We start from the raw sequence: 19538 nt of genomic DNA on the forward strand, positions 1-19538 counted from the left end.
CGGCTTAGCGGCGACTGCGGCCCTCGTGCCCGCTTGTGGCGCCGGCGAATTCGGCCACCAGATCGGCCAGCTGGTCCGGTTGATCGATCATCGAGAAGGTGCGGGTGTTTTCGATGAGTTCCAGTCGGGCGTTCGGCAACGCATCGGCGAGGCGCTTGCCGTCGTCAATGGGGAAAAACCGGTCATCGGCCGACCACGCGATGAGCGCCGGCTTGGCGAACCCACCAAGCCGCGCTGCCGCGTCCAGGGTGGTCTGCTGGTGCAGCGACTTGGTGAGGTGGCGAAGATCCTCGGCGATTGCCGCATCGCGCAGACCCGGTTTCACCCACTCGGCCACCAGATGGTCGATGTCGCCGTGGGACAGCGCCCCGAAGCCGCGCCGGCGGAAGGTGCGCAGCCGCATGGGTTGTAGCGCGGCGCGGAAGGTGATGGGTGTCTTGGCGGCCAGCATGAACGGTTTGAGGATCGGTGGCGGGAAATGTTCGAAGGCGTCGCAGCTGGTGAGAACCAGCGCACCGAGTCGGTCTGGGTAGTGCACCGCTACCAGCTGAGTGATCACGCCTCCGGTGTCGTTGCCGACCAACACCACGTCGTCGAGCGCGAGTGCGGCCATGAAGGCGTTGACCATCGCCGCGATGCCCGGCAGTGACCGGTCTGCTGCGGGCCGCAACGCGGTCGGATGCGCGCCCAGCGGCCAGGTCGGGGCGATGCAACGCAGATTTCGCGCGGCCAGCCGTGCGCTCAGCGGCCCCCACAGGGACGAGCCCATGGCGTAGCCGTGGACGAACAACACCGGACGGCCGTCCGGCGGCCCTGCGGTGTCGTAGTGGACGGTTCCGGCGTCAATGTCAACGGTGGGCATTGGATGCTCCTAACATAGTTACGTGCAACCTGCCGATAACTTACCGACAGCCTGTACGGAAATCAAGCGTCGGACGCAGGCGGAGCGTTCGGCCGCCACCCGTGCGGCGCTGACCAGCGCTGCGCGCACGCTGTGGGGCGCGCGCGGCTTCGCCGCGGTGGGCACCCCCGAGATCGCCGAGGCCGCCGGAGTGACCCGCGGCGCGATGTATCACCAGTTCCCGGACAAGGCAGCGCTGTTCCGCGCGGTGGTGGAGGCCGTGGAAGCCGACGTGATGGCGCGGCTCGCCGAAGCCGTCGCCACCTCCGGGGCAAGCACTCCCGCCGCCGCGTTGCGGTCCGCGGCGGAAAGCTGGCTGGTGGTGGCCAACGACCCGGAGGTGCGCCAGCTCATCTTGCTCGAAGCGCCAAACGTCCTCGGCTGGGACGGTTTTCGCGATGTGGCCCAGCGCTACAGCCTGGGCATGACCGAGCAGTTGCTCAGCGAAGCGATGAAGGCCGGCCAACTCCCCCGGCAGCCGGTCCGCGCGCTGGCGCACGTTCTGATCGGCGCACTCGACGAGGCCGCGATGCTCGTCGCGACAGCCGAGGACCCCGACCAGACGCGCGACGAGGTGACCACGGTGGTGCGTCGGTTGCTGGACGCCATGTTGACCGAGGGCTGATCCCCCGGTAATCCCACCGGACTGTGACGATTACCGCACCCACTGCTCCAGGTAAGCCCGATGCTCCGGTGACAACCGCACCAGCTTCTGCTCGTCGATGCTGAACGCGGCCAACTGGGTCTCGGCGATCACCGCCGGTTTCGCATCGGGTTCGGCGCTCACTGAACGCACCTCGTAGCCGATGGTGAAGTCGACCGTGCGCAGCCGCGAGATCCACATCGTCACCTGCAGCGGCGAATCCATCAGCCGCAGTTGCCCTTTGTAGGCGACCCGGACCTCGGCGATCAGCAGGCCGACACTGGTGATGTCGACCGCGAACGCCGGTGACAGGAACGGCACCCGCGCTTCTTCGAGGATGGTGACCATGGTCGCGTGGTTGACGTGCTGATACATGTCGATGTCCGACCAACGCACTGGAATCGACGCGATGAAGCCCGGTTTACTCACGAGGTCGAGCCCCGGCCGCTGGCGCGGGTCATGCTGCGGATCTGTCGGGCCGCCACCGAGAGGGTGGCCAGGTCCCGCTGGTCGGACTCGTAGATCTGGGTCAGCGTGCGCCGCGCCCGGTCCACCCGTGAGCCGTTGGTCGATTCCCATTCGGTGATTTTCTGCATCCCGTCCTCATCCGGTTCGCCGACCGCCAGCACATCCAGGCACAGCGATCGCACCGAATTGTAGATGTCGTCGCGGATCGCCAACCGCGCCAAGGCATGCCAGCGGTCATCGCGGGGCAGTCGGGCCACCGCGGTCAGCAGCCCGTCGGTGCCGAGCCGATCCATCAACGCGAAGTAGGTGTCGGCGACTTCGGCGGGGTCGCGGTCGGTGATGTCGGCGACGTCGATGATGTCGAGCAGGCTGTAGCGGTACAGGCCCGTGGCGATGTCGGCGGCGAGGTCCTCCGGTACGCCCTGGGAGCGAAACTCCCCTATGTGCTTGGCCACGATGGCGGCGTCGTCGCCGCGCAGCCATTGCGACATCTGCGGCGTCAACTGGCTCATCTTTTCGGCGAACCGGTTGATCTCGGCGCCGACCGCCAGCGGCTGCGGACGATAGTTGAGCAGCCAGCGCCCGGCGCGGTCGATGAGCCGACGCAGATCCAGCGTCATCCGGTCGGTCACCGCTACCGGCAGCCCGTCGCGCTCACCGGCCGCCCGGATCCGGCGCCACAGCTCGCCCACCCCGAAGATCGCGTCGGTGGCGACGTAGGCCCGAACCGCGTCGATGAGGTCGACGCCCGCGTCCTCGGTGATCCGGAAGGCGTAGGTGATGCCGGCGGTATCGACCACGTCGTTGATCAGCATCGTGGTCACGATCTCGCGGCGCAGTTGATGCGAACGGATCTGGTGGGCGAAGCGCTGCTGCAGCTGCGAGGGAAAGTACTGCGGCAACCGGGCGGCGAAGACGTCCTGATCCGGCAGGTCAGTGGCCAGCACCGCCGCCTTGAGTGTCAGTTTGACGTGAGCCATCAGCGTCGCCAGCTCCGGTGAGGCCAGACCCAGCCCAGCCTCGGCGCGCCGGGCGATCTCCTTCTCCGAGGGCAGAGCTTCCAGCTCGCGGTTCAGGCCGCGGTCGGCGACCAGGTGCCGGATCTGGTCGGCGTGCACCGGCAACAGACTGGCGGCATTGGCGCGGCTGGTGCCCATCAAATCGTTCTGCGCGGTGTTGTCGGCCAGCACCAGCGCACTGACCTCGTCGGTCATCGAGGCCAGCAGCTGCGGCCGGTCGGCGACGTCGAGCTTGCCGACGGTGACCAGGGAGTCGATCAAAATCTTGATGTTGACCTCGTGGTCGGAGCAGTCGACGCCGGCCGAGTTGTCCAGCGCATCGGTGTTGATCCGGCCGCCGGACAGGTCGTACTCCACGCGGCCCAACTGGGTGACCCCGAGGTTGCCGCCTTCCCCGATCACCTTGGCGCGCACCTGGTTTCCGTTGACCCGCACCTGGTCGTTGGCGCGGTCGCCGACGTCGCTGTCGGATTCGTACTCGGCTTTGACGTAGGTGCCGATACCGCCGTTGAACAGCAAGTCCACCGGCGCCCGCAGAATCGCCCGGATCAGCGCAGGCGGTGTCAGCTCGCCGGTGTCCTCGTCGAGACCCAGCACCGCGCGCACCTGGGGGCTGATCGATATCGACTTCAGCTCCCGCGGATAGACACCGCCGCCCGGACTGATCAGCGACGTGTCGTAGTCGTCCCAGCTGGATCGCGGCAGGTCGAACATCCGCTGACGTTCGGCGAAGGACCGGGCCGGATCCGGGTCGGGGTCCAAGAAGATGTGCCGGTGGTCGAATGCGGCCACCAGGCGGATGTGTTCGCTGCGCAGCATTCCGTTGCCGAACACGTCGCCGCTCATGTCGCCGACGCCGACGACGGTGAAATCCTCGGTCTGCGTGTCGACGCCCATTTCCCGGAAGTGCCGCCGGACCGATTCCCAGGCACCCTTGGCGGTGATGCCCATCTCCTTGTGGTCGTAGCCGACCGATCCCCCGGAGGCGAACGCGTCGCCGAGCCAGTAGCCGTAGGACTGCGCGACCTCGTTGGCGATGTCGGAGAAGCTGGCGGTGCCCTTGTCGGCGGCCACCACCAGATAGGCGTCGTCGCCGTCGCGCCGCACCACCTGTGGTGGGGCGCTGACCGCGCGGGTGGCGTGGTCGACGTTGTCGGTGACGTCGAGCATGCCGGAGATCAGCAGCTTGTAGCAGGCGATCCCCTCGTCGCGGGTCGCTTCGCGGTCGGTGGCCGGGTCGCCGGTGGGCGCCGGCGGGCGTTTGACCACGAACCCGCCCTTGGCGCCGACCGGGACGATGACGGCGTTTTTGACCTCCTGGGCCTTGACCAGCCCGAGGATCTCGGTGCGGTAGTCCTCGCGGCGGTCCGACCAGCGCAGGCCGCCGCGGGACACGAAACCGAACCGCAGGTGCACCCCTTCGACGCGCGGCGAGTAGACGAAGATTTCGAATTTGGGGCGCGGCAGCGGCAACTCGTCGACCAGCCGGGCGTCCAGCTTGAGCGCCAAAACGTTCTGCGCACGAGCCGAATCCGCACGGGTGACAAAGTAGTTGGTGCGCAGCGTGGCCTGAATCAGCGAGGCGAACGCGCGCAGCACCCGGTCGGTGTCCAGGCTCACCACCGCATCGATGCCGGCCGCGACGTCCGCGGCCGCCGCTTGGGCCTCGCGGCTGCGGGATGCCTGGGACGGGTCGAACAGTGCCTCGAACAAGGCCACCAGGGCCCGCGCGGTGTCCGGATGCTCGTTGAGCACCGACGCGATGTGGTTCTCGCTGTAGGGAAAACGCGCCTGGCGCAGATATTTGGCGTAGCCGCGCAGCACCACCACCTGCTGCCAGGTCAGCCCGGCCCGCAGCACCAGCTCGTTGAACCGGTCGATCTCGACCCGGCCCTCCCAGATCGCGGTGACCCCGTCGGCGAATCGTCGCTGGGCCGCATCCCGTTCGGCGCCGGTTGCCGGGATCTCGATGCTGGCGTGCGGCGACACCTTGAACTTGTAGATCCAGACGGTCAGACCGTCGGCGCGGGCCACGGTGAACGGGCGCTCCTCGAGCACCACCACGCCCATGGACTGCAGCATCGGCAGCAGTTGACTCAGCGAGGCGCCGTGGCCGCCGAGGAACCAGGTCAGCGGGACCGCGTCGTCTTTGCCGTAGTCGGAGACCACCAAACGGACCGAGCCGTCGGCCAGTTCCTCGACGATCGCGATGTCGTCGACGGCCTCGGCCGGGGTGACGGCCTGCTTGTAGGTTTCGGCGAAGGCCGCCGCGTAGTGCTGCGCCTGGGTCGCTGCCGGGGTTCCGGCCGCAGCGCCGATCATCCGGTCCGCCCAGGTGCGGCTGGCCTCGGTCAACAGCGCCTGGATCCGCACCCGGTTGGCCTCGGAGGTGTCCACGGTGCGCGCCTTGGGATCTTCGGGCAGCCGGACCATGAAATGGATCAGCGCCCAGGGAGCTTCGCTGACCCGGGCGCTGTACTCCACACCGACACCACCGAATTCGGCGGCCAGGATGTCCTCCATCTGCAGCCGGACCGGCGTGGTGTAACGATCGCGCGGCAGGTAGACCAGGCAGGATACGAAGCGCCCGGTGCGGTCGCCGCGCAGGAACAGCAGCGCGCCGCGCCGCGAGCCCAGATCGGCGACGGCCATCGCCATGTTCAGCAGTTGCTCGGAGCTGATCGCGAAAAGCTCTGAGCGCGGGACGGTTTGGATGATGTCGAGCAGCAGCTGGCCCGGGTGGCCAGGCTCGCTCTCGGACAGGGCCAGCGCCTGACGCACGGTCCGGGAGATGACCGGGATCTCGAAGACGTCGGCGTTCATCGCCCCGGCGGTGAACAGGCCGACGAAGCGGTGCGCGACGATGTCGTCGCCGGTGTTCTCCCGGATCACCACGACGTAGGTGTGTGAACCGAACCGCATGTAGCTGGGCACGGTGGCCTGCGCCAGGGTCAGCAGATTGTCGCCGGTGAGCATGGGCCGCAAGGACTTACGCAGCCGCAGCACACCCATCCGGTCCGCGTCTTCGACCAGCACCTGCCCGTCGCGCACCACCCCGCGCTGGTAGCCCAGCAGTACGAAGTGCCCGTCGGCCAGCCAGCGCAGCAGCGCGGCCACATCGTCGCGGTCCGGCGCGGTGTAGTGACCGTGCGGGTCGGTTTCGACGTCGACGGCCAGCGCGTCGAGCGCATCGTGCATGGATTGGGAGTCGGCGGCGACCTGACGAACGTCGGCCATCACGTGCGGCAGCAGGTGTTCGGCCTCGGCCAACGCCTCGCGGCTGACCGACGGCGAGAGCTGGACGTGGATCCAGGTCTCCGAGCCGGCGGCGCCGTCCGGGGATCTCGGCTCCACACTGCGCAGTTCGCCGTCGGCATCCCGGTGCACGGTGAACACCGGCGTCATGATGCCGAGGTAGGCCACCCCCAGGCGGTGCAGCAGCACGGCGACGGAATCCACCAGCATGCCGGCATGCCCGGTGACCGCTTGCAGGGCCGGGCCGAATCCGGCCGGGTCGTCCGCGGTGTAGACGCCGACCCGGGTCTCGCCGGCCGGCCGATGTTGGGCCAGCCGGGCGTGGGCTGCCAGCAGCGCCGGGGCCACAGTCGCCGTGGCGCCGGCTCGGTCGGCGGACTCAGCGTCGGCGGCATCGTCGCCGCCCAGCGCATCGCTGTGCGGTCCGCGATGGGTGGCGAGATAGGCGGCTGCGACCCACTCGGGGATGTCGTGCGGCCGGGTGGGATCGGGAAACGTCGTCCATGCGGCTGATCGCCGCTCGGTGGATTCCGTCATCCCCACCCCTCCTGACCAAGTGTCAGTTCCGGCAGCGCCGCTACCGGACTTACCTTAATCGCGGGTGAGTCTGCGGTGGGTCACTCGATGCGGGCGCGCCGCCTCGGCCCCCAACCGTTCCACCTTGTTCTCCTCGTAGGCGCCGAAGTTGCCCTCGAACCAGAACCACTTGGCCTCTTCGTCGGCGTTGCCCTCCCAGGCCAGGATGTGGGTGCAGGTGCGGTCGAGGAACCAGCGGTCGTGGGAGATCACCACTGCACAGCCGGGGAAATTCACCAGCGCGTTCTCCAGCGACCCCAGGGTTTCGACGTCCAGGTCGTTGGTCGGCTCATCGAGCAGGATCAGGTTCCCGCCCTCTTTGAGGGTCAGCGCCAAATTCAGCCGGTTGCGTTCACCGCCGGAGAGCACACCGGCCGGCTTCTGCTGGTCAGGCCCCTTGAAGCCGAACGCCGACACGTAGGCCCGCGACGGGATCTCGTTCTGCCCGACCTGGATGTGGTCGAGCCCATCGGAGACCACCTCCCAAACCGTCTTCTTCGGGTCGATGCCCGCCCGAGACTGGTCGACGTAGCTCAGCTTGACCGTCTCGCCGACCTTGACCGTGCCGCTATCGGGTGCCTCCAGTCCGACGATGGTCTTGAACAGCGTGGTCTTGCCGACACCGTTGGGGCCGATCACGCCGACGATGCCGTTGCGGGGCAGGGTGAACGACAGATCCTTGATCAGAAGCCGCCCGCCGAACCCCTTGTCGAGGTGTTCGACCTCCACCACCTGGCTGCCCAGCCGCGGCCCCGTCGGGATCTGGATCTCTTCGAAGTCGAGCTTGCGGGTCTTCTCGGCCTCGACCACCATCTCCTCGTAGCGCTGCAGCCGGGCCTTGTTCTTGGCCTGGCGAGCCTTGGCGCCCGAGCGCACCCAGGCCAGTTCCTCTTGCAGCCGCTTCTGCAGCTTGGCGTCCTTGCGGCCCTGAACAGCGATCCGCTCGGCCTTCTTCTCCAGATACGTCGAGTAGTTGCCTTCGTAGGGGTAGGCCCGGCCGCGGTCGAGCTCCAAAATCCATTCCGCCACATTGTCGAGGAAGTAGCGGTCGTGGGTGACCGCCAGGATCGCCCCCGGATAGGCGGCCAGATGCGCTTCGAGCCACTGCACGCTCTCGGCGTCGAGGTGGTTGGTGGGCTCGTCGAGCAGCAGCAGGTCGGGCTTGGACAGCAGCAGCTTGCACAGCGCGACGCGGCGCCGCTCACCACCGGAGAGGTTGGTGACCGGCTCGTCGGGCGGCGGGCAGCGCAGCGCGTCCATGGCCTGCTCGAGCTGGGAGTCGATGTCCCACGCGTTGGCGTGGTCGAGTTCCTCCTGCAGCCGGCCCATCTCCTCCATCAGCTCGTCGGAGTAGTCGGTGGCCATCAGTTCGGCGACCTCGTTGAACCGGTCCAGCTTGACCTTGATGTCGCCTAGACCCTCCTCGACGTTGCCGCGGACGGTCTTCTCCTCGTTCAGCGGAGGCTCCTGCTGCAGGATGCCGACGCTGGCCCCGGGTGCCAGGAACGCGTCACCGTTGTTGGCGGTGTCCAGCCCCGCCATGATCCGCAAGACGCTCGACTTGCCGGCCCCGTTGGGGCCGACCACACCGATCTTGGCCCCCGGCAGGAAACTCAACGTGACGTCGTCGAGGATGACCTTGTCGCCGTGCGCCTTGCGGACCTTCCTCATCGTGTAGATGAACTCAGCCATACCGCGGTGTCGCCTCCTGGTCTCGCGAATTTGCTCGCCGACCATCCTAGGCGGTGGATTCACCCGCCTGTCGGCTGCGCTCAGGCCGTCAGCGCCATCCCCTCCTCGGCGTCGTCGTCGGCGCAGTCCGAACCGTCGGCCTCGTCGGCGTGCGGCGCGGCCGGCGGATTGTCCGGTCCGGCGGCGATGATCCTTTCCACCCGGGCTGCGCAGCGCGCCAGGTTGGGCCCGACCGCGGTCGCGCGCAGCTCCACCGACGATCGGCGATTGCCGTCCTTGTCCTCGTATTCACTGGTGTACACGTCCCCGACCACGATCACCGGCAACCCCTTGCTCAGCGACGCACCGACGCCGGTGACCAACCGGTCCCAGCAGGTGACCGTCAGGTACAGCGAGTTGCCGGGCTCCCAGTTCCCGTCGGCGCCGCGCTTGCGCGAATTGCTGGCCACCCGGAACTTGATCAGTTCGTGCTCCCCCACCCGGCGCCGGATCGGGTCGCTCGCGACGTTGCCGATGATGGTCAACGGAGTTTCATACATTGCACGTTTCCTTCCTGGTTGCGGCGGAGCTGACAGGCCCGCCGGTGCTGCACCCATTGAGCCCGGCGGACCCGACAACCAGGCCCGCGCAACCGTCGCGCGCAACGGCAACTGTGGAAGAAACGCGAACTGGGGACAACCTCGCGGCGAGCGGTTACACCCGCGGCTTGCCGACGCGCACCGGCGCATTCCAGTTCGAGAAGGTCATCTGCACGGCGTTGTCGGCTCCGGAGGCGAGCTCGAGCCGAACCAAGTGGTGATCGCCGGTTTCCTGGATCCAGACGGTGCACGGCGTCCGCTTGGCGGCGTGCAGTTGCGGCACGATCTTCTTCGCCGCCGCGGACGAAACCTCGCCGGTGACCCGCACGGTGTGCACGCCGTCGACCGTTTCCCGCCCACCGACCTCGGGATCGACGAAGTTGGTCAGCAGATCGGCGAGTCCGGTGTCCGGACTGAGGATTTTGGCCGCGTCGTAGAAGTTCTCCGCCGGTCCGTAGTCCACCCACTGGCGAGGCGACTGCGAGACGTAGAGATCACCGCCGAAGACCACGAACTCGACGTAGGCCGGGGCACCCCGGTAGGCGATCTTGGCGTAGCCCTTGGCCGCGGCGTCCGGCACCTTGGTCACGTCGCCGTCGAGGGCGGTGATCGCCATGTTGTCGATGTTTCCGGTCACCGACAGGCTCAGGCGCACGCTGGCGAGGCCGGCGGTGGTGACACTGGCCTCCTTGAGAATCGCCGCGGCGTCGGGCAGCGGCTCGCTGGCCTTCTTCGACGACGTGGGCGCGGCGGACGCCGAGGGCGCTGCCGGCGAGGATGTCCCCGGTGCCGCGGAGGGCGGCACGGTCGTCGAAGAGGTCGTCGCAGCAACCGATGACGACGACGGAGCCGACGGGGACGGGCTGGATGAGCAACCGGCAACCAGGGCAGCGGCGGCGCTCACAACGGTCAGGACGGCTGGGAGCCTGCGCATGCCCGTCATCGTAGAGGGCACCCCCGGGCCCGGGCAGGCCATCTCGTGTCAACGAGAACGACGGAACCTGTTGGTATACGTTGCTTGCGGTGGATACCAACGGCCAGTCCGGCAGCGGTGCACACACGAACCGCAGCACATGGGCACGCGACGACATCCGGGTCTCGGACCCGAAGGCCATGCAGCGGTCGATTGCCGGAACCGCTGTCGGCAACTTCATGGAGTGGTACGACTTCGGCATCTACGGCTTCCTCGCCACCACCGTCGCGCAGGTCTTCTACCCCACTGACAGCTCCAGCGCGGTGGGCCTGATCGCCACCTTCGGCACCCTGGCGGCGGCCTTCGCGGTGCGGCCGTTCGGCGGGATCGTCTTCGGCGCACTCGGTGACCGCATCGGCCGCAAACGGGTGCTGATCATGACCGTCACGCTGATGGCGATCGGCACCACGGTGACCGGGCTGCTGCCCTCCTATGAGGAGATCGGGGTCTGGGCTCCGATCCTGCTGATCGTCACGAAAATCATGCAGGGCTTCTCCACCGGCGGCGAGTACGTCGGCGCGATGACCTACGTCAGCGAACACGCCCCGGACCGCAGCCGGGGTGCGCTGACCGGCTACCTGCCACTGGGCACGCTGGGCGGCTACATCACCGGTGCCGCCGTGGTGACGCTGATGAAATCCCAACTGCCGGTCTCCGACATGCTGCACTGGGGCTGGCGGGTGCCCTTCCTGCTGGGCGTCCCGCTGGCCCTCATCACGCTCTACATGCGGTTGCGCATCGACGAATCACCGGCCTTCGAAGAGCTCGGGCAACTCAGCGAGGACGACACGGCCGCGGCCCGCAGCACCGGGTGGCAGCAGTTCCAGCAGACCGTGGTCGGCCAGCGCCGAGGCCTGCTGATCTGCATGGGCCTGGTACTGGCCGAGAACGTCACCAATTACATGCTCACCGGGTACATGCCGACGTACTTCAAACAGGTCGGTGGCATCAGCGGCAGTCGCGGGCTGACCATGATTGTGGTGGCGCTGCTGCTGATGCTGGTGGCGGTGATGCCGCTGGCCAAGCTGTCCGACCGGATCGGTCGCAAACCGATCCTGTGGACGGGCAGCGTAATGCTGATCGTCGGCTCTGTTCCGGCATTCCTGTTGATCCGGCACGGCGGAAACTATCCGCTGCGGCTCCTCGGCGTGCTGCTCATCGGCATGACGCTGGTCTGCTTCTACAGCACCACGCCGTCGACGCTGCCGGCCCTGTTCCCCACCCGGGTGCGGCTGTTCGCGGTGGCGATCGGATTCAACATCTCGGTCTCGACGTTCGGTGGCACCACTCCGCTGATCGCCGAGACGCTGGTGTCGGGAACCGGCAACGTGATGGTGCCGGCCTTCATCTTGGTGGGTGCGGGCATCGTCGGCGCAATCACGCTGTGGTTCACCCCGGAGGTCGCCGGCAAGCGGCTTCCGGGCTCGGGGCCGTCGGTGGCCACCGAACAGGAAGCCGACGCGATCGCCGAGGCCGGGCTACCCGATTGACGGCTCAGTGCTGCCCGAGCGCGTCACGGCGGGCCGCCTCGGCCAGCATCGCGTTGTAGGCGGCCAGCTCGGCGTCCTCGTCCCGGTCGGCGGAGCGGTCGAGCCGCTTGGCGGTGCGGCGGTCACTGCGATGCCACTGCACCAACAGCGCGATCATCACCAGCACCAGGGGCAGTTCGCCTCCCGCCCAGGTGATGCCGCCGCCCAGATGCTGATCTCCGGCCAGGTCGGTGTGCCAAGGCAGCCGCAGGCCGGCATAGAACCACTCGCCCAGCACCTTGTGCATGCCCATCAGGAACACCCCGAAGAAGCCGTGCAGCGGCAGCGAGGCGAACACCACTGCCAGCTTGGCCAGCGGGGAGATCGGCCGCGGGGTGGGATCCACGCCGATCACCACCCAATAGAAGAGGTATCCGCTGAGCAAAAAGTGCACGTTCATCGCGACGTGTCCCGCGTGGCTGCCGACGATCGAGTCGAAGAGGGTGGAGAAGTACAGCCCGTAGAAGCCGGCGACGAAGATCACCGCCGCGACGATCGGGTTGGTGAGAACCCGCGAGACCCGGCTGTGCAGCGCCGCCAGCAGCCATTCCCGCGGGCCGGGCGGCTCGCCGCGACCGGCGGCCGGCAGCGCCCGCAGGGCCAGCGTGGTCGGCCCGCCGAGCACCAGCAGGATCGGCACCAGCATCGACAGCATCATGTGCACGACCATGTGCATGCTGAACATCGCCGGCATGTAGCGCCCGGTTCCCGACGAGGTGGCGATCAGCAGGGTGGCACAGCCCAGCAGCCAGGCGGTGGTGCGGCCGGCCGGCCAGGCATCGCCGCGGCGGCGCAGTCGCAGCACCCCGGCCAGATAGACGGCCGCCAGCACCAACGCGGCGGTGCCGAAGATCACGTCGAACCGCCAGTCGAACAGGATTCGCGCCACGGTGGGCGGGCCGGTGAGGTCGTAGCCGATCTTGACCATCGGGATCGACGGGTTGAGCACCGGCGGCGGGGGCGGCGGGGTGCGGCCCAGGCCGACCGCGATACCGAACGTGACCGCGAAGACGGCGGCTTCGATCAAGGCCAGCCGGATCAGCGGTCCCCGCGCATCCGGTTCGGTCTGCAGCGCCGCTATTCCGCGGCGCCGCTGGCCCCAGCCGAGAACTCCGAGGGCGCACAGCGCGACGAACTTGGCCAGCACCAAGCGGCCGTACTCGGTGGTCAGCACATCGGAGGGGGCCAGCCGCACCAGCGCGTTGAGCACCCCGGACACGCCCATGGCCACAAAGCACCACAAAGCCACGGTGGAGAACCGCCGCGCCGCCAGATCGGCGTGCTCCCCGCCGCGCAGCGCGTGGACCAGCAGGGCGAGCAGACCGCCGGCCCACAGCCCCGCGGCGACCAGATGGATCAGCAGGCTGTTGGTGGCCAGGTCATGGGATCCGCCGGCCGCCGAATGCCCGGTCAAGCCCAACGGGACCAGCGTCAGCAACGAGCCGGCCAGCAGCGCCGGCGTCCAGGACCAGCGCAGCACCGGCAGGCTCGCCAGGGTCAGCGCCGCGGCCAGCAGCGCGGTCCAGCGCCACGCGGATGCGGTGTTGACCAGGCCGGCCAGCGACCACGTCCGCACCGGGTCGAGGAGCTCGGACATCGGGTGGCCGGAGACATCGGAGATGGTCAGCGGAACCAGCAGCGCCGCACACACCGCCCAGGTTCCCAACGCTTTGGTGCCCAGCCGCAGCGCGCGGTAGCCGGCGGCGTCGAGCACGCCGCTGGATTGCGGGGGCACCAGAAAGGCGGCGAGCAGAAACGAACCCACCGCCAGCACCGCGGCGATCTCGCCGGCGGCCCGCACGAACGGCAGCCCCAGCGTGGTCACCGGGCCGGGATCGGGCAGGCCGGTCGCGGTCAGCGCGTCGGCCAACGCCAGCGCGGCGATCCCGGCGGCGGTGCAGCCGGCCAGGATCGCCACCCCGGCCAGCACCGGCAGGTACCGGGCCGAGCGGGCGCGGGTCGGAATCGCCGTCATGGCCCCCAGCGTATGGCGTACGCGCGAATCACTACGTAGCGAGGCGCTGCCGGGCTACCGTTCGCCGCGCGCCCGCCGGAGTCGCCGTGCCTCGGCATCTCGGGCGAAGAACTCCCGGCGGGCGATTCGGGCGATGTGGTCGGAGTCCTTCAGGATGCGTCGCAATTCGCCACGGAACGCCCTACGGCGGTCCGCCAGATCCGGGGCGTCCTGCAGCAGTTGCTGGTCGGCGACCACTTGCCGTGCGGTGGCGAACAGCAGGGTGGACACCGACTCGCTGCTGCGGATCCGCCCCTGGGCCACGTATTGGCGGCCCACACCCAGCGCCAGCTGGGTCAGCTCCTTCTCACCGATGTCGGCCGGCGCATCGCAGAGGACGTCGGCGACGATCTCGTACGCCTCGAAGAACACCCGCAACATGACGTCGGACATCACCGGCTTCTTCTCCGACAAGATCCCGTCGATCTCGGCGCCGCCGGCGGCGACGCGGGCCTCCCAATCGGTGAACCAGGACATCTCCTCAGCGATGTTCTCGCGGAACGCCGCCGAGTCGGCGAAGTAGAAGTCAAACTTGAGCAGGTCGCGCAGCCGCATCGCCTGGTCCCAGAACGCGTCGAGCCGGTCGCCTTCACCGCGGCCGGCATGGGCCAGGGCCAGCTCGACGATCGAGGTCTCCAGGAAGGCGTGGATCACCGAGTTGCGGTAGAACGAGGCGGCGTGTTCGTCCTCGGGGGCGATCCGCCACACCGACTCGCGCCCGCCGTCGACCCGAGTGACCGGATGCGCGTTGGACAGCGCGTCCACTGCCGCTCGCACCCCATCCCGGGTGCGCAGCCGCAGCGCGCTGGTGGAGATCGGGGTCTGCTTGCGTTCCAGGTAGTCCAGACCCTCCTGCAGCGAATGGTGGATCTGCTCCAAGGTCAACGCCAGCCCGTGCGTGGTCAGCAGCAGCGCGGACACCAACCCGGTCGCGCTGATCGGGGTGACGCGCTGAATGCGCCAGGCCACTTCGATGGCCATCTTCTGCATCGCCAGTCGCTTGGCGTCCGGGTCGCTGGCCGCGGGCCCGTCGCGCGAACCGAGGTACTGGCGCATCGACACCGCCTCGGGGAAACGCACGTAGATCTTGCCGTAGTTGCGTTCGCCCTGTGCCTTGATGAATCGGTACAGCCAGCCGACTCCCTCCGGCGTCTTCTCTCCGCCGCGGGCATAGGCGGCGTATTCGGCCGTCTCGTGCAGCTGGTCGAAGCTGATCGAAACACCTTGCAGCAAAACATCATCAGTGCGATCGTCCAGGTAAGCGTCCGCGACGTAGGTCATCAGCCCCAGTTTGGGAGGCAGCATCTTGCCGGTGCGCGAGCGGGTGCCCTCGATGGACCAGCTCAGGTTGAACCGCTTCTCCATCACGTAGCCGACGTACTCCTTGAGCACGTACTTGTACAGCGGGTTGTTGCCGATGCTGCGCCGGATGAAGATGACCCCGGAGCGGCGCAGCAACGGCCCCATCAAGCCGAACGACAGATTGATTCCGGCGAACACGTGCACCGGCGGCAGGCGGTTCTCCTGCATGGCCACCGGCATGACCGCACCGTCGATGTAGGACCGGTGCGAGAACAACAGCACCGCGGGATGGTTTTCCAGCGCGGTACGCAGCGCGGCGACCTGGTACTCGTCGTAGTCGATGTCGGGGTCGAACCCGCGGCTGAGCATCCGGGTCAATACGCCGACCAGGTCGACCGAAACCCGACTCCAGCCGGTGGACAGTTCGTCGAGCATCTTGCCGGCCTCGTCGAGCGTGGCACCCGGAATGTTCTTCAGCCCATCACGAAACCGGGTGGACGCCAAGATCTCCGGCTTCACCAGCCGCGGCGACTTGTACTGCGGGCCCAGGATCCGGTACTCGGCGCGCTCCAGTGCCAGCACCGCCCGGCGGGTGACGAAATGCGCGAAGTCCCGCGGATTCTCACCGACGGTGTTCGCACTCCACTGCTCGCGCAATTCGGCGACGCTGGCCGGCTCACCGGCCACCACGCGGGCCAGCGACGATTCGCTGCTGACGATGCGCCGCTGCTGACGTTCATTGGGCCGGTAGGGGTTTCGGCCGGGGAGCAGCGCGATGACCCGGGACAGCGCGGAGGCCTCGGCACGTGGCATCCAGAACACCCGAACCGGCAGGACCGAGCGCTGTTCGTCGCGTTCGAGTTGCCCCACCAGCCGGGCCATGACCGCGGGCGGCCGGTCCGGGGAGATCTGCAGCAGTTCGGTACGAACATCCGGTTGCGCGTCGCGAAAACGGTCTAGCCACCCGCGGACCAGATCACCCTCCACCGGCGTCGAGACGAACGCCAGCACCAGCGTGTCGCCGGTGTCGTTGGACCCAGAGGAGTCAGCGGAGTCGGTGGCCGGTGATGTCGTCACTGCCTGCCTTTCGGGCCGGCGCTCTTCTTGGCTGGGGCCTTTTTGGCCGGGGTCTTTTTGGCTGGGGTCTTCTTGGCCGCTTTCTTGGCGGGCTTCGTCTTGACCGGCTTGAGCTCCGGCAACTGGTCGAGCGGCCAGTCAGCCAACGTGTCCAGGTAGAGCTGACGAACCTGCGCGATCCGATCGGCCAGATTGTCGACCGTCCAATCGTCGACCGGGATCGCCGGGAACACCGCGACATCCACGGTGCCGGGGTTGGCGCTCATCGAGTCTCGGGCGGCGACCACTTCGGCGTTGCGGATCACGATCGGCACGATCGGGATCCCGGCGGCCATCGCGATTCGAAACGGCCCCTTCTTGAACGGCCCCACCCCGGTGGTATCGACGCGGGTCCCCTCCGGGGCGATCACCACCGACAGTCCCCGCTTGGCGCGCTCTTCGACCTGGTGCAGGGACTCCACCGCTGCGGCCGCATCGTCCCGGTCGATGAACACCATCTCGGTGAGCTTGCCCAGCGGCCCGGCGATCGGGTCGCGTTCCAGCTCCCGCTTGCCGACGCTGATCCAGTTGTCGCGCACCAGTGATGCGGTGATCACCGGGTCGACCTGGTTGCGGTGGTTGAAGATGAACACCGCGGGCCGGGTTGCGGTGAGGTTCTCTTTGCCGATCACGTTGAGCCGCACGCCATTCAGGGTCAGCAGCAGGTGCGGAAAGTACGCGGTAAAGAAATTGACGCCGCGGCGCCGGCTGCCGCTGAGCAGTCCCAGCCCGATCGCCCCCGCGCCGACGGGCACCATCGATCCCAGACCGGCCAGGTTGCGCAGCTGGCCCACCACACCGCTGCCGCGGCTGCTGAACCGCAGGATGGGCCAGCCCCGCTTGCGGGCGACCGAGGCCATCTTGCCCTCGGGATTGGTCGGGCGCGGGTTGCCGACCAGATGCATCAGCGCGACGTCCTCGTCGCCGTCGGCGTAGAAGTAGCTGTCCTGCAGGTCGATGTCGTGCTCGGCGGCGAACTTCTGCACGGCGGCGGCCTTACCGGACCCCCACAGGATCGGTTCGGTCACCGCTCCGGTGAGCACGCCGTCCTCGTCGGTGACGAACGCGTTGGTGAGGGTGTTGGTGATGCCCAGGAAGCGGGCGACCGGCTCGACCTGAATGGTCAGCGCCGACGAGCTGAGCACCACGGTGTGCCCGCGGGCCTGGTGCGCCCGCACCAGCTCGCGCATCTCCGGGTAGATCCGCTTGGCGATCTTCTGGACGAACAGCCGCTCACCGATCTCGTCGAGATCAGTGATCGAGCGGCCCCGCAACGCCGACGACGCCTTGGTGATGAGCTGCTCGAATTCGATGCGCCCGAGTTGATGGTTGAGCCCGGCCTGGATCATCCCGAACAGCTCCAGCAGCCCCATGTCGCGGCTGCGGACTCGCTCCCGGGTCAGGATGACGGCGGTGAAACCGGCGACCAGGGTGCCGTCCAGGTCGAAGAAGGCGCCGATCTTGGGCCCGGGTGGGCTGGCGGCGATCTCGGCCACCGAACCGGGCAGCCGCATGTCCCGCGGTGGTGGCGCCTTGGTGTCGTCGGTCATGACTGGCCACCCGGATCGAACGAGGCCGGCACGCAGTGCGGCGCCGGGTCACCGGCGAGCGCCAGCACTTCGTCGAAACCCTCGACCAGGCAGCGGGTGAACAGCTTCTCGTCGCGGACCGCGGCCCGGTCGTAGCGGACCGTGATGGAGCATTCACCGCCGCGCGAGATCAGCACCACCATCATCGCCACCCCGGGCAGCGGCCCGATCCCGTAGTGCCGCAACACTTTGGCTCCGGCGATGTAGGTGTCGCCGGGATAGAACGCCACGTTGCTGGCTTGCACGTCCGCCGCGACCACCGACTCGGTCATCTTCTCCAGCACCGGGGACGGGAACACACTCAACAGTGGCGCGATGGAGCCGATCACGTCCATCGCGGGTTCTTCACGCCGCTGGGTCATCTGCGAGCGGATCCGCATCATCCGCTCCACCGGGTCGGCGACGCCGACCGGAGCGGCCAGGTTCACCCCGGTGAACCGGTTACCGCCGGCCGGATCGGCCTCGGCACGCAGATTCACCGGGATCGCCATCGGCAAGGTGGCGATCGGCACTCCCAGCGCCCGGTGATAGCGCCCCAACGCCCCCGACAGCGCGGCCAGGTAGGCGTCGTTGATCGATCCGCCGCCGGCCTTGGCGGCCCGGTGCAGATCCGAGAGCCGGATGTCGAGCGCCTGGGTGCGACTGGTCAGGCTGCGCCGACGCAGCAGCGGCGAGGGTTCGGCCGCCTGGCTCATCACCCGCGCACCCGAGCGGGCGTAGCCGATCACCCCGGCCACCGCCGACAGCGGGTCACGCACCGTGCGGGTCGCCATCGACAGCATCCCGACCAGCGCGTCGCGGGTGCCGCCGAGCACCGCGGCCGGCAGGTGGTTGATGCCGTCGCGCATCAGGTCGCCCGACGACAGATCCTGCGGCACCGGTTGCGGCGGCATCGCCCGAGCGGGCGGGTCGCGTTCCAGGTCGTAGATCTGACCGAACATCGCGGCGCTGCCCACGCCGTCGGTGACCGCGTGGCTCAGATGCAGCAGGGTGGCGGCCCGTCCGCCGGCCAGCCCCTCCACCAGTGTCGCCGCCCACAGCGGGCGCTGAATGTCCAGCGGTGATTGCAGGCTCACCTCGGCCAGGTCGAACACCTGGCGCAGCCCCCCGGGCTCGGGAACCCGAAGCCGCCGGACGTGGAAGTCCAGATTGAAATCGGGGTCCACCACCCAGCGCGGCGCGGCCGTGGGCAGCGTCGGCACCACCACCTTCTGGCGCAGCCGAAGCACCCGCCGGGAGACGTTCTCGAACAGGCCGCGGAAGCGATCCCAGTCCGGGGTGGTGTCGAGCAGTTCCAGGCCCATGATCCCCGAACGGGTGCGCGGATTCGCCTCGCCGCGGTGCAACAGATAGTCGACGGCGCCGAGTTCGGTCGGCAGACCCGCGGCGTCGACCAGGTCACCCACGTGCAGCTCCCGCGGGCTCGCGGCCCGGGTCTTCCCGGTGCACCAACGCTGCGACCACCACGTTCCCCTCCTGGCTCCCAGTCTTCACGAGCACCATTCAACGCTAATTGTTTGGCTATCGCGACGGGTGTCGATTCCGCAGATCGGGGCCATGGGCGGCAAAACGAAATACTCTGCTGGCCGGGTGAATTGGAAACCGCCGATCCACCCGGTCCGCGATATCGTTCGGTCGCCGCCGATCCGGCGTCGCCAGCCGATAAACTGGGCGCACTGCCTCCGTAGCTCAGGTGGATAGAGCACATGACTTCTAATCTTGTGGTCGCAGGTTCGAGTCCTGCCGGGGGCGCAGGCAGCCGTGTATTACGTCGGGTGATGCTTGACGTTTCGGCTTCGGGTGATGGCTGACAGTGTTTCGGCTGATGGTTGACAGTTACTTCGGTTGATCCTTGACACTCCCTGGATGAGGGAGTTGAGCGT

General features: G+C 68.1%; 12 protein-coding genes and 1 tRNA gene. 3 read left to right on the forward strand and 10 right to left on the reverse strand.

The annotated features are described in order from the left end of the window. Positions 1 to 4: 4 nt before the first annotated feature. The gene (locus tag A5648_RS17225; RefSeq protein ID WP_065025704.1) at positions 5 to 862 is read right to left on the reverse strand and encodes an alpha/beta fold hydrolase; all 858 of its coding nucleotides are present in this window, start codon (positions 860 to 862) and stop codon (positions 5 to 7) included. 22 nt (positions 863 to 884) lie between these two features. Here A5648_RS17225 and A5648_RS17230 point away from each other — a divergent pair, with 22 nt between their 5' ends. Further along, positions 885 to 1526: a TetR/AcrR family transcriptional regulator gene (locus A5648_RS17230; RefSeq protein ID WP_065025705.1), complete on the forward strand. Its 642-nt coding sequence runs from the start codon at positions 885 to 887 to the stop codon at positions 1524 to 1526. Positions 1527 to 1556: 30 nt separating this feature from the next. On the opposite strand, the gene A5648_RS17235 is transcribed toward A5648_RS17230, so the two are convergent. The 5 genes from A5648_RS17235 to A5648_RS17255 all read right to left on the reverse strand — a co-directional run bounded on the left by A5648_RS17235 (position 1557) and on the right by A5648_RS17255 (position 10066). Continuing rightward, positions 1557 to 1955, reverse strand: coding sequence for an acyl-CoA thioesterase (locus A5648_RS17235; RefSeq protein ID WP_428844351.1), 399 nt, complete (start codon positions 1953 to 1955; stop codon positions 1557 to 1559). Between the two features lie 14 nt (positions 1956 to 1969). Beyond that, entirely contained in the window at positions 1970 to 6823 is a 4854-nt protein-coding gene (locus tag A5648_RS17240) for an NAD-glutamate dehydrogenase (protein WP_065025706.1), read from the reverse strand. Positions 6824 to 6877: 54 nt separating this feature from the next. Next, entirely contained in the window at positions 6878 to 8554 is a 1677-nt protein-coding gene (gene ettA, locus A5648_RS17245; protein WP_065025707.1) for an energy-dependent translational throttle protein EttA, read from the reverse strand. An 80-nt stretch (positions 8555 to 8634) separates the two neighbouring features. Continuing rightward, positions 8635 to 9093, reverse strand: coding sequence for a single-stranded DNA-binding protein (locus tag A5648_RS17250; protein ID WP_065025708.1), 459 nt, complete (start codon positions 9091 to 9093; stop codon positions 8635 to 8637). A gap of 154 nt (positions 9094 to 9247) precedes the next feature. Beyond that, on the reverse strand, positions 9248 to 10066 hold the full coding sequence (locus A5648_RS17255; RefSeq protein WP_082966554.1) for an LppX_LprAFG lipoprotein: 819 nt from the start codon (positions 10064 to 10066) through the stop codon (positions 9248 to 9250). A gap of 179 nt (positions 10067 to 10245) precedes the next feature. Here A5648_RS17255 and A5648_RS17260 point away from each other — a divergent pair, with 179 nt between their 5' ends. After that, positions 10246 to 11595 carry an MFS transporter gene (locus tag A5648_RS17260; protein ID WP_065025725.1) on the forward strand — a complete coding sequence of 450 codons (1350 nt, stop codon included), beginning with the start codon at positions 10246 to 10248 and terminating at the stop codon, positions 11593 to 11595. Between the two features lie 4 nt (positions 11596 to 11599). On the opposite strand, the gene A5648_RS17265 is transcribed toward A5648_RS17260, so the two are convergent. Genes A5648_RS17265 through A5648_RS17280 form a run of 4 tightly spaced genes read right to left on the reverse strand, consistent with a single transcriptional unit; the run spans position 11600 to position 19061 of the window. Then, positions 11600 to 13609, reverse strand: a complete 2010-nt coding sequence (locus A5648_RS17265; protein ID WP_065025710.1) for a cytochrome c oxidase assembly protein — start codon at positions 13607 to 13609, stop codon at positions 11600 to 11602. Positions 13610 to 13663: 54 nt separating this feature from the next. After that, positions 13664 to 16027, reverse strand: coding sequence for a glycerol-3-phosphate 1-O-acyltransferase (locus A5648_RS17270; RefSeq protein WP_065025711.1), 2364 nt, complete (start codon positions 16025 to 16027; stop codon positions 13664 to 13666). Next, positions 16024 to 17616, reverse strand: coding sequence for an HAD-IB family hydrolase/lysophospholipid acyltransferase family protein (locus tag A5648_RS17275; RefSeq protein WP_065025712.1), 1593 nt, complete (start codon positions 17614 to 17616; stop codon positions 16024 to 16026). Before A5648_RS17275 ends, A5648_RS17270 begins: the two co-directional genes overlap by 4 nt. Continuing rightward, positions 17613 to 19061: a wax ester/triacylglycerol synthase family O-acyltransferase gene (locus A5648_RS17280; protein WP_207511742.1), complete on the reverse strand. Its 1449-nt coding sequence runs from the start codon at positions 19059 to 19061 to the stop codon at positions 17613 to 17615. Before A5648_RS17280 ends, A5648_RS17275 begins: the two co-directional genes overlap by 4 nt. 272 nt (positions 19062 to 19333) lie before the next feature. On the opposite strand from A5648_RS17280, the gene A5648_RS17285 reads away from it, so the two are divergent. After that, positions 19334 to 19407, forward strand: a tRNA-Arg gene (locus tag A5648_RS17285). Positions 19408 to 19538: the final 131 nt, after the last annotated feature.

The sequence above is a fragment of the Mycolicibacter sinensis genome (genome assembly GCF_001673565.1).
Classification (GTDB): domain Bacteria; phylum Actinomycetota; class Actinomycetes; order Mycobacteriales; family Mycobacteriaceae; genus Mycobacterium; species Mycobacterium sinense_C.

What these genes read in the sequence shown, in the direction of transcription:
- A5648_RS17260 (WP_065025725.1), top strand. Translation starts at nt 10,246, where the DNA reads ATGCAGCGGTCGATTGCCGGAACCGCTGTCGGCAACTTCATGGAGTGG.
- ettA (WP_065025707.1), bottom strand. Translation starts at nt 8,554, where the DNA reads ATGGCTGAGTTCATCTACACGATGAGGAAGGTCCGCAAGGCGCACGGC.
- A5648_RS17240 (WP_065025706.1), bottom strand. Translation starts at nt 6,823, where the DNA reads ATGACGGAATCCACCGAGCGGCGATCAGCCGCATGGACGACGTTTCCC.
- A5648_RS17255 (WP_082966554.1), bottom strand. Translation starts at nt 10,066, where the DNA reads ATGCGCAGGCTCCCAGCCGTCCTGACCGTTGTGAGCGCCGCCGCTGCC.
- A5648_RS17275 (WP_065025712.1), bottom strand. Translation starts at nt 17,616, where the DNA reads ATGACCGACGACACCAAGGCGCCACCACCGCGGGACATGCGGCTGCCC.
- A5648_RS17225 (WP_065025704.1), bottom strand. Translation starts at nt 862, where the DNA reads ATGCCCACCGTTGACATTGACGCCGGAACCGTCCACTACGACACCGCA.
- A5648_RS17250 (WP_065025708.1), bottom strand. Translation starts at nt 9,093, where the DNA reads ATGTATGAAACTCCGTTGACCATCATCGGCAACGTCGCGAGCGACCCG.
- A5648_RS17265 (WP_065025710.1), bottom strand. Translation starts at nt 13,609, where the DNA reads ATGACGGCGATTCCGACCCGCGCCCGCTCGGCCCGGTACCTGCCGGTG.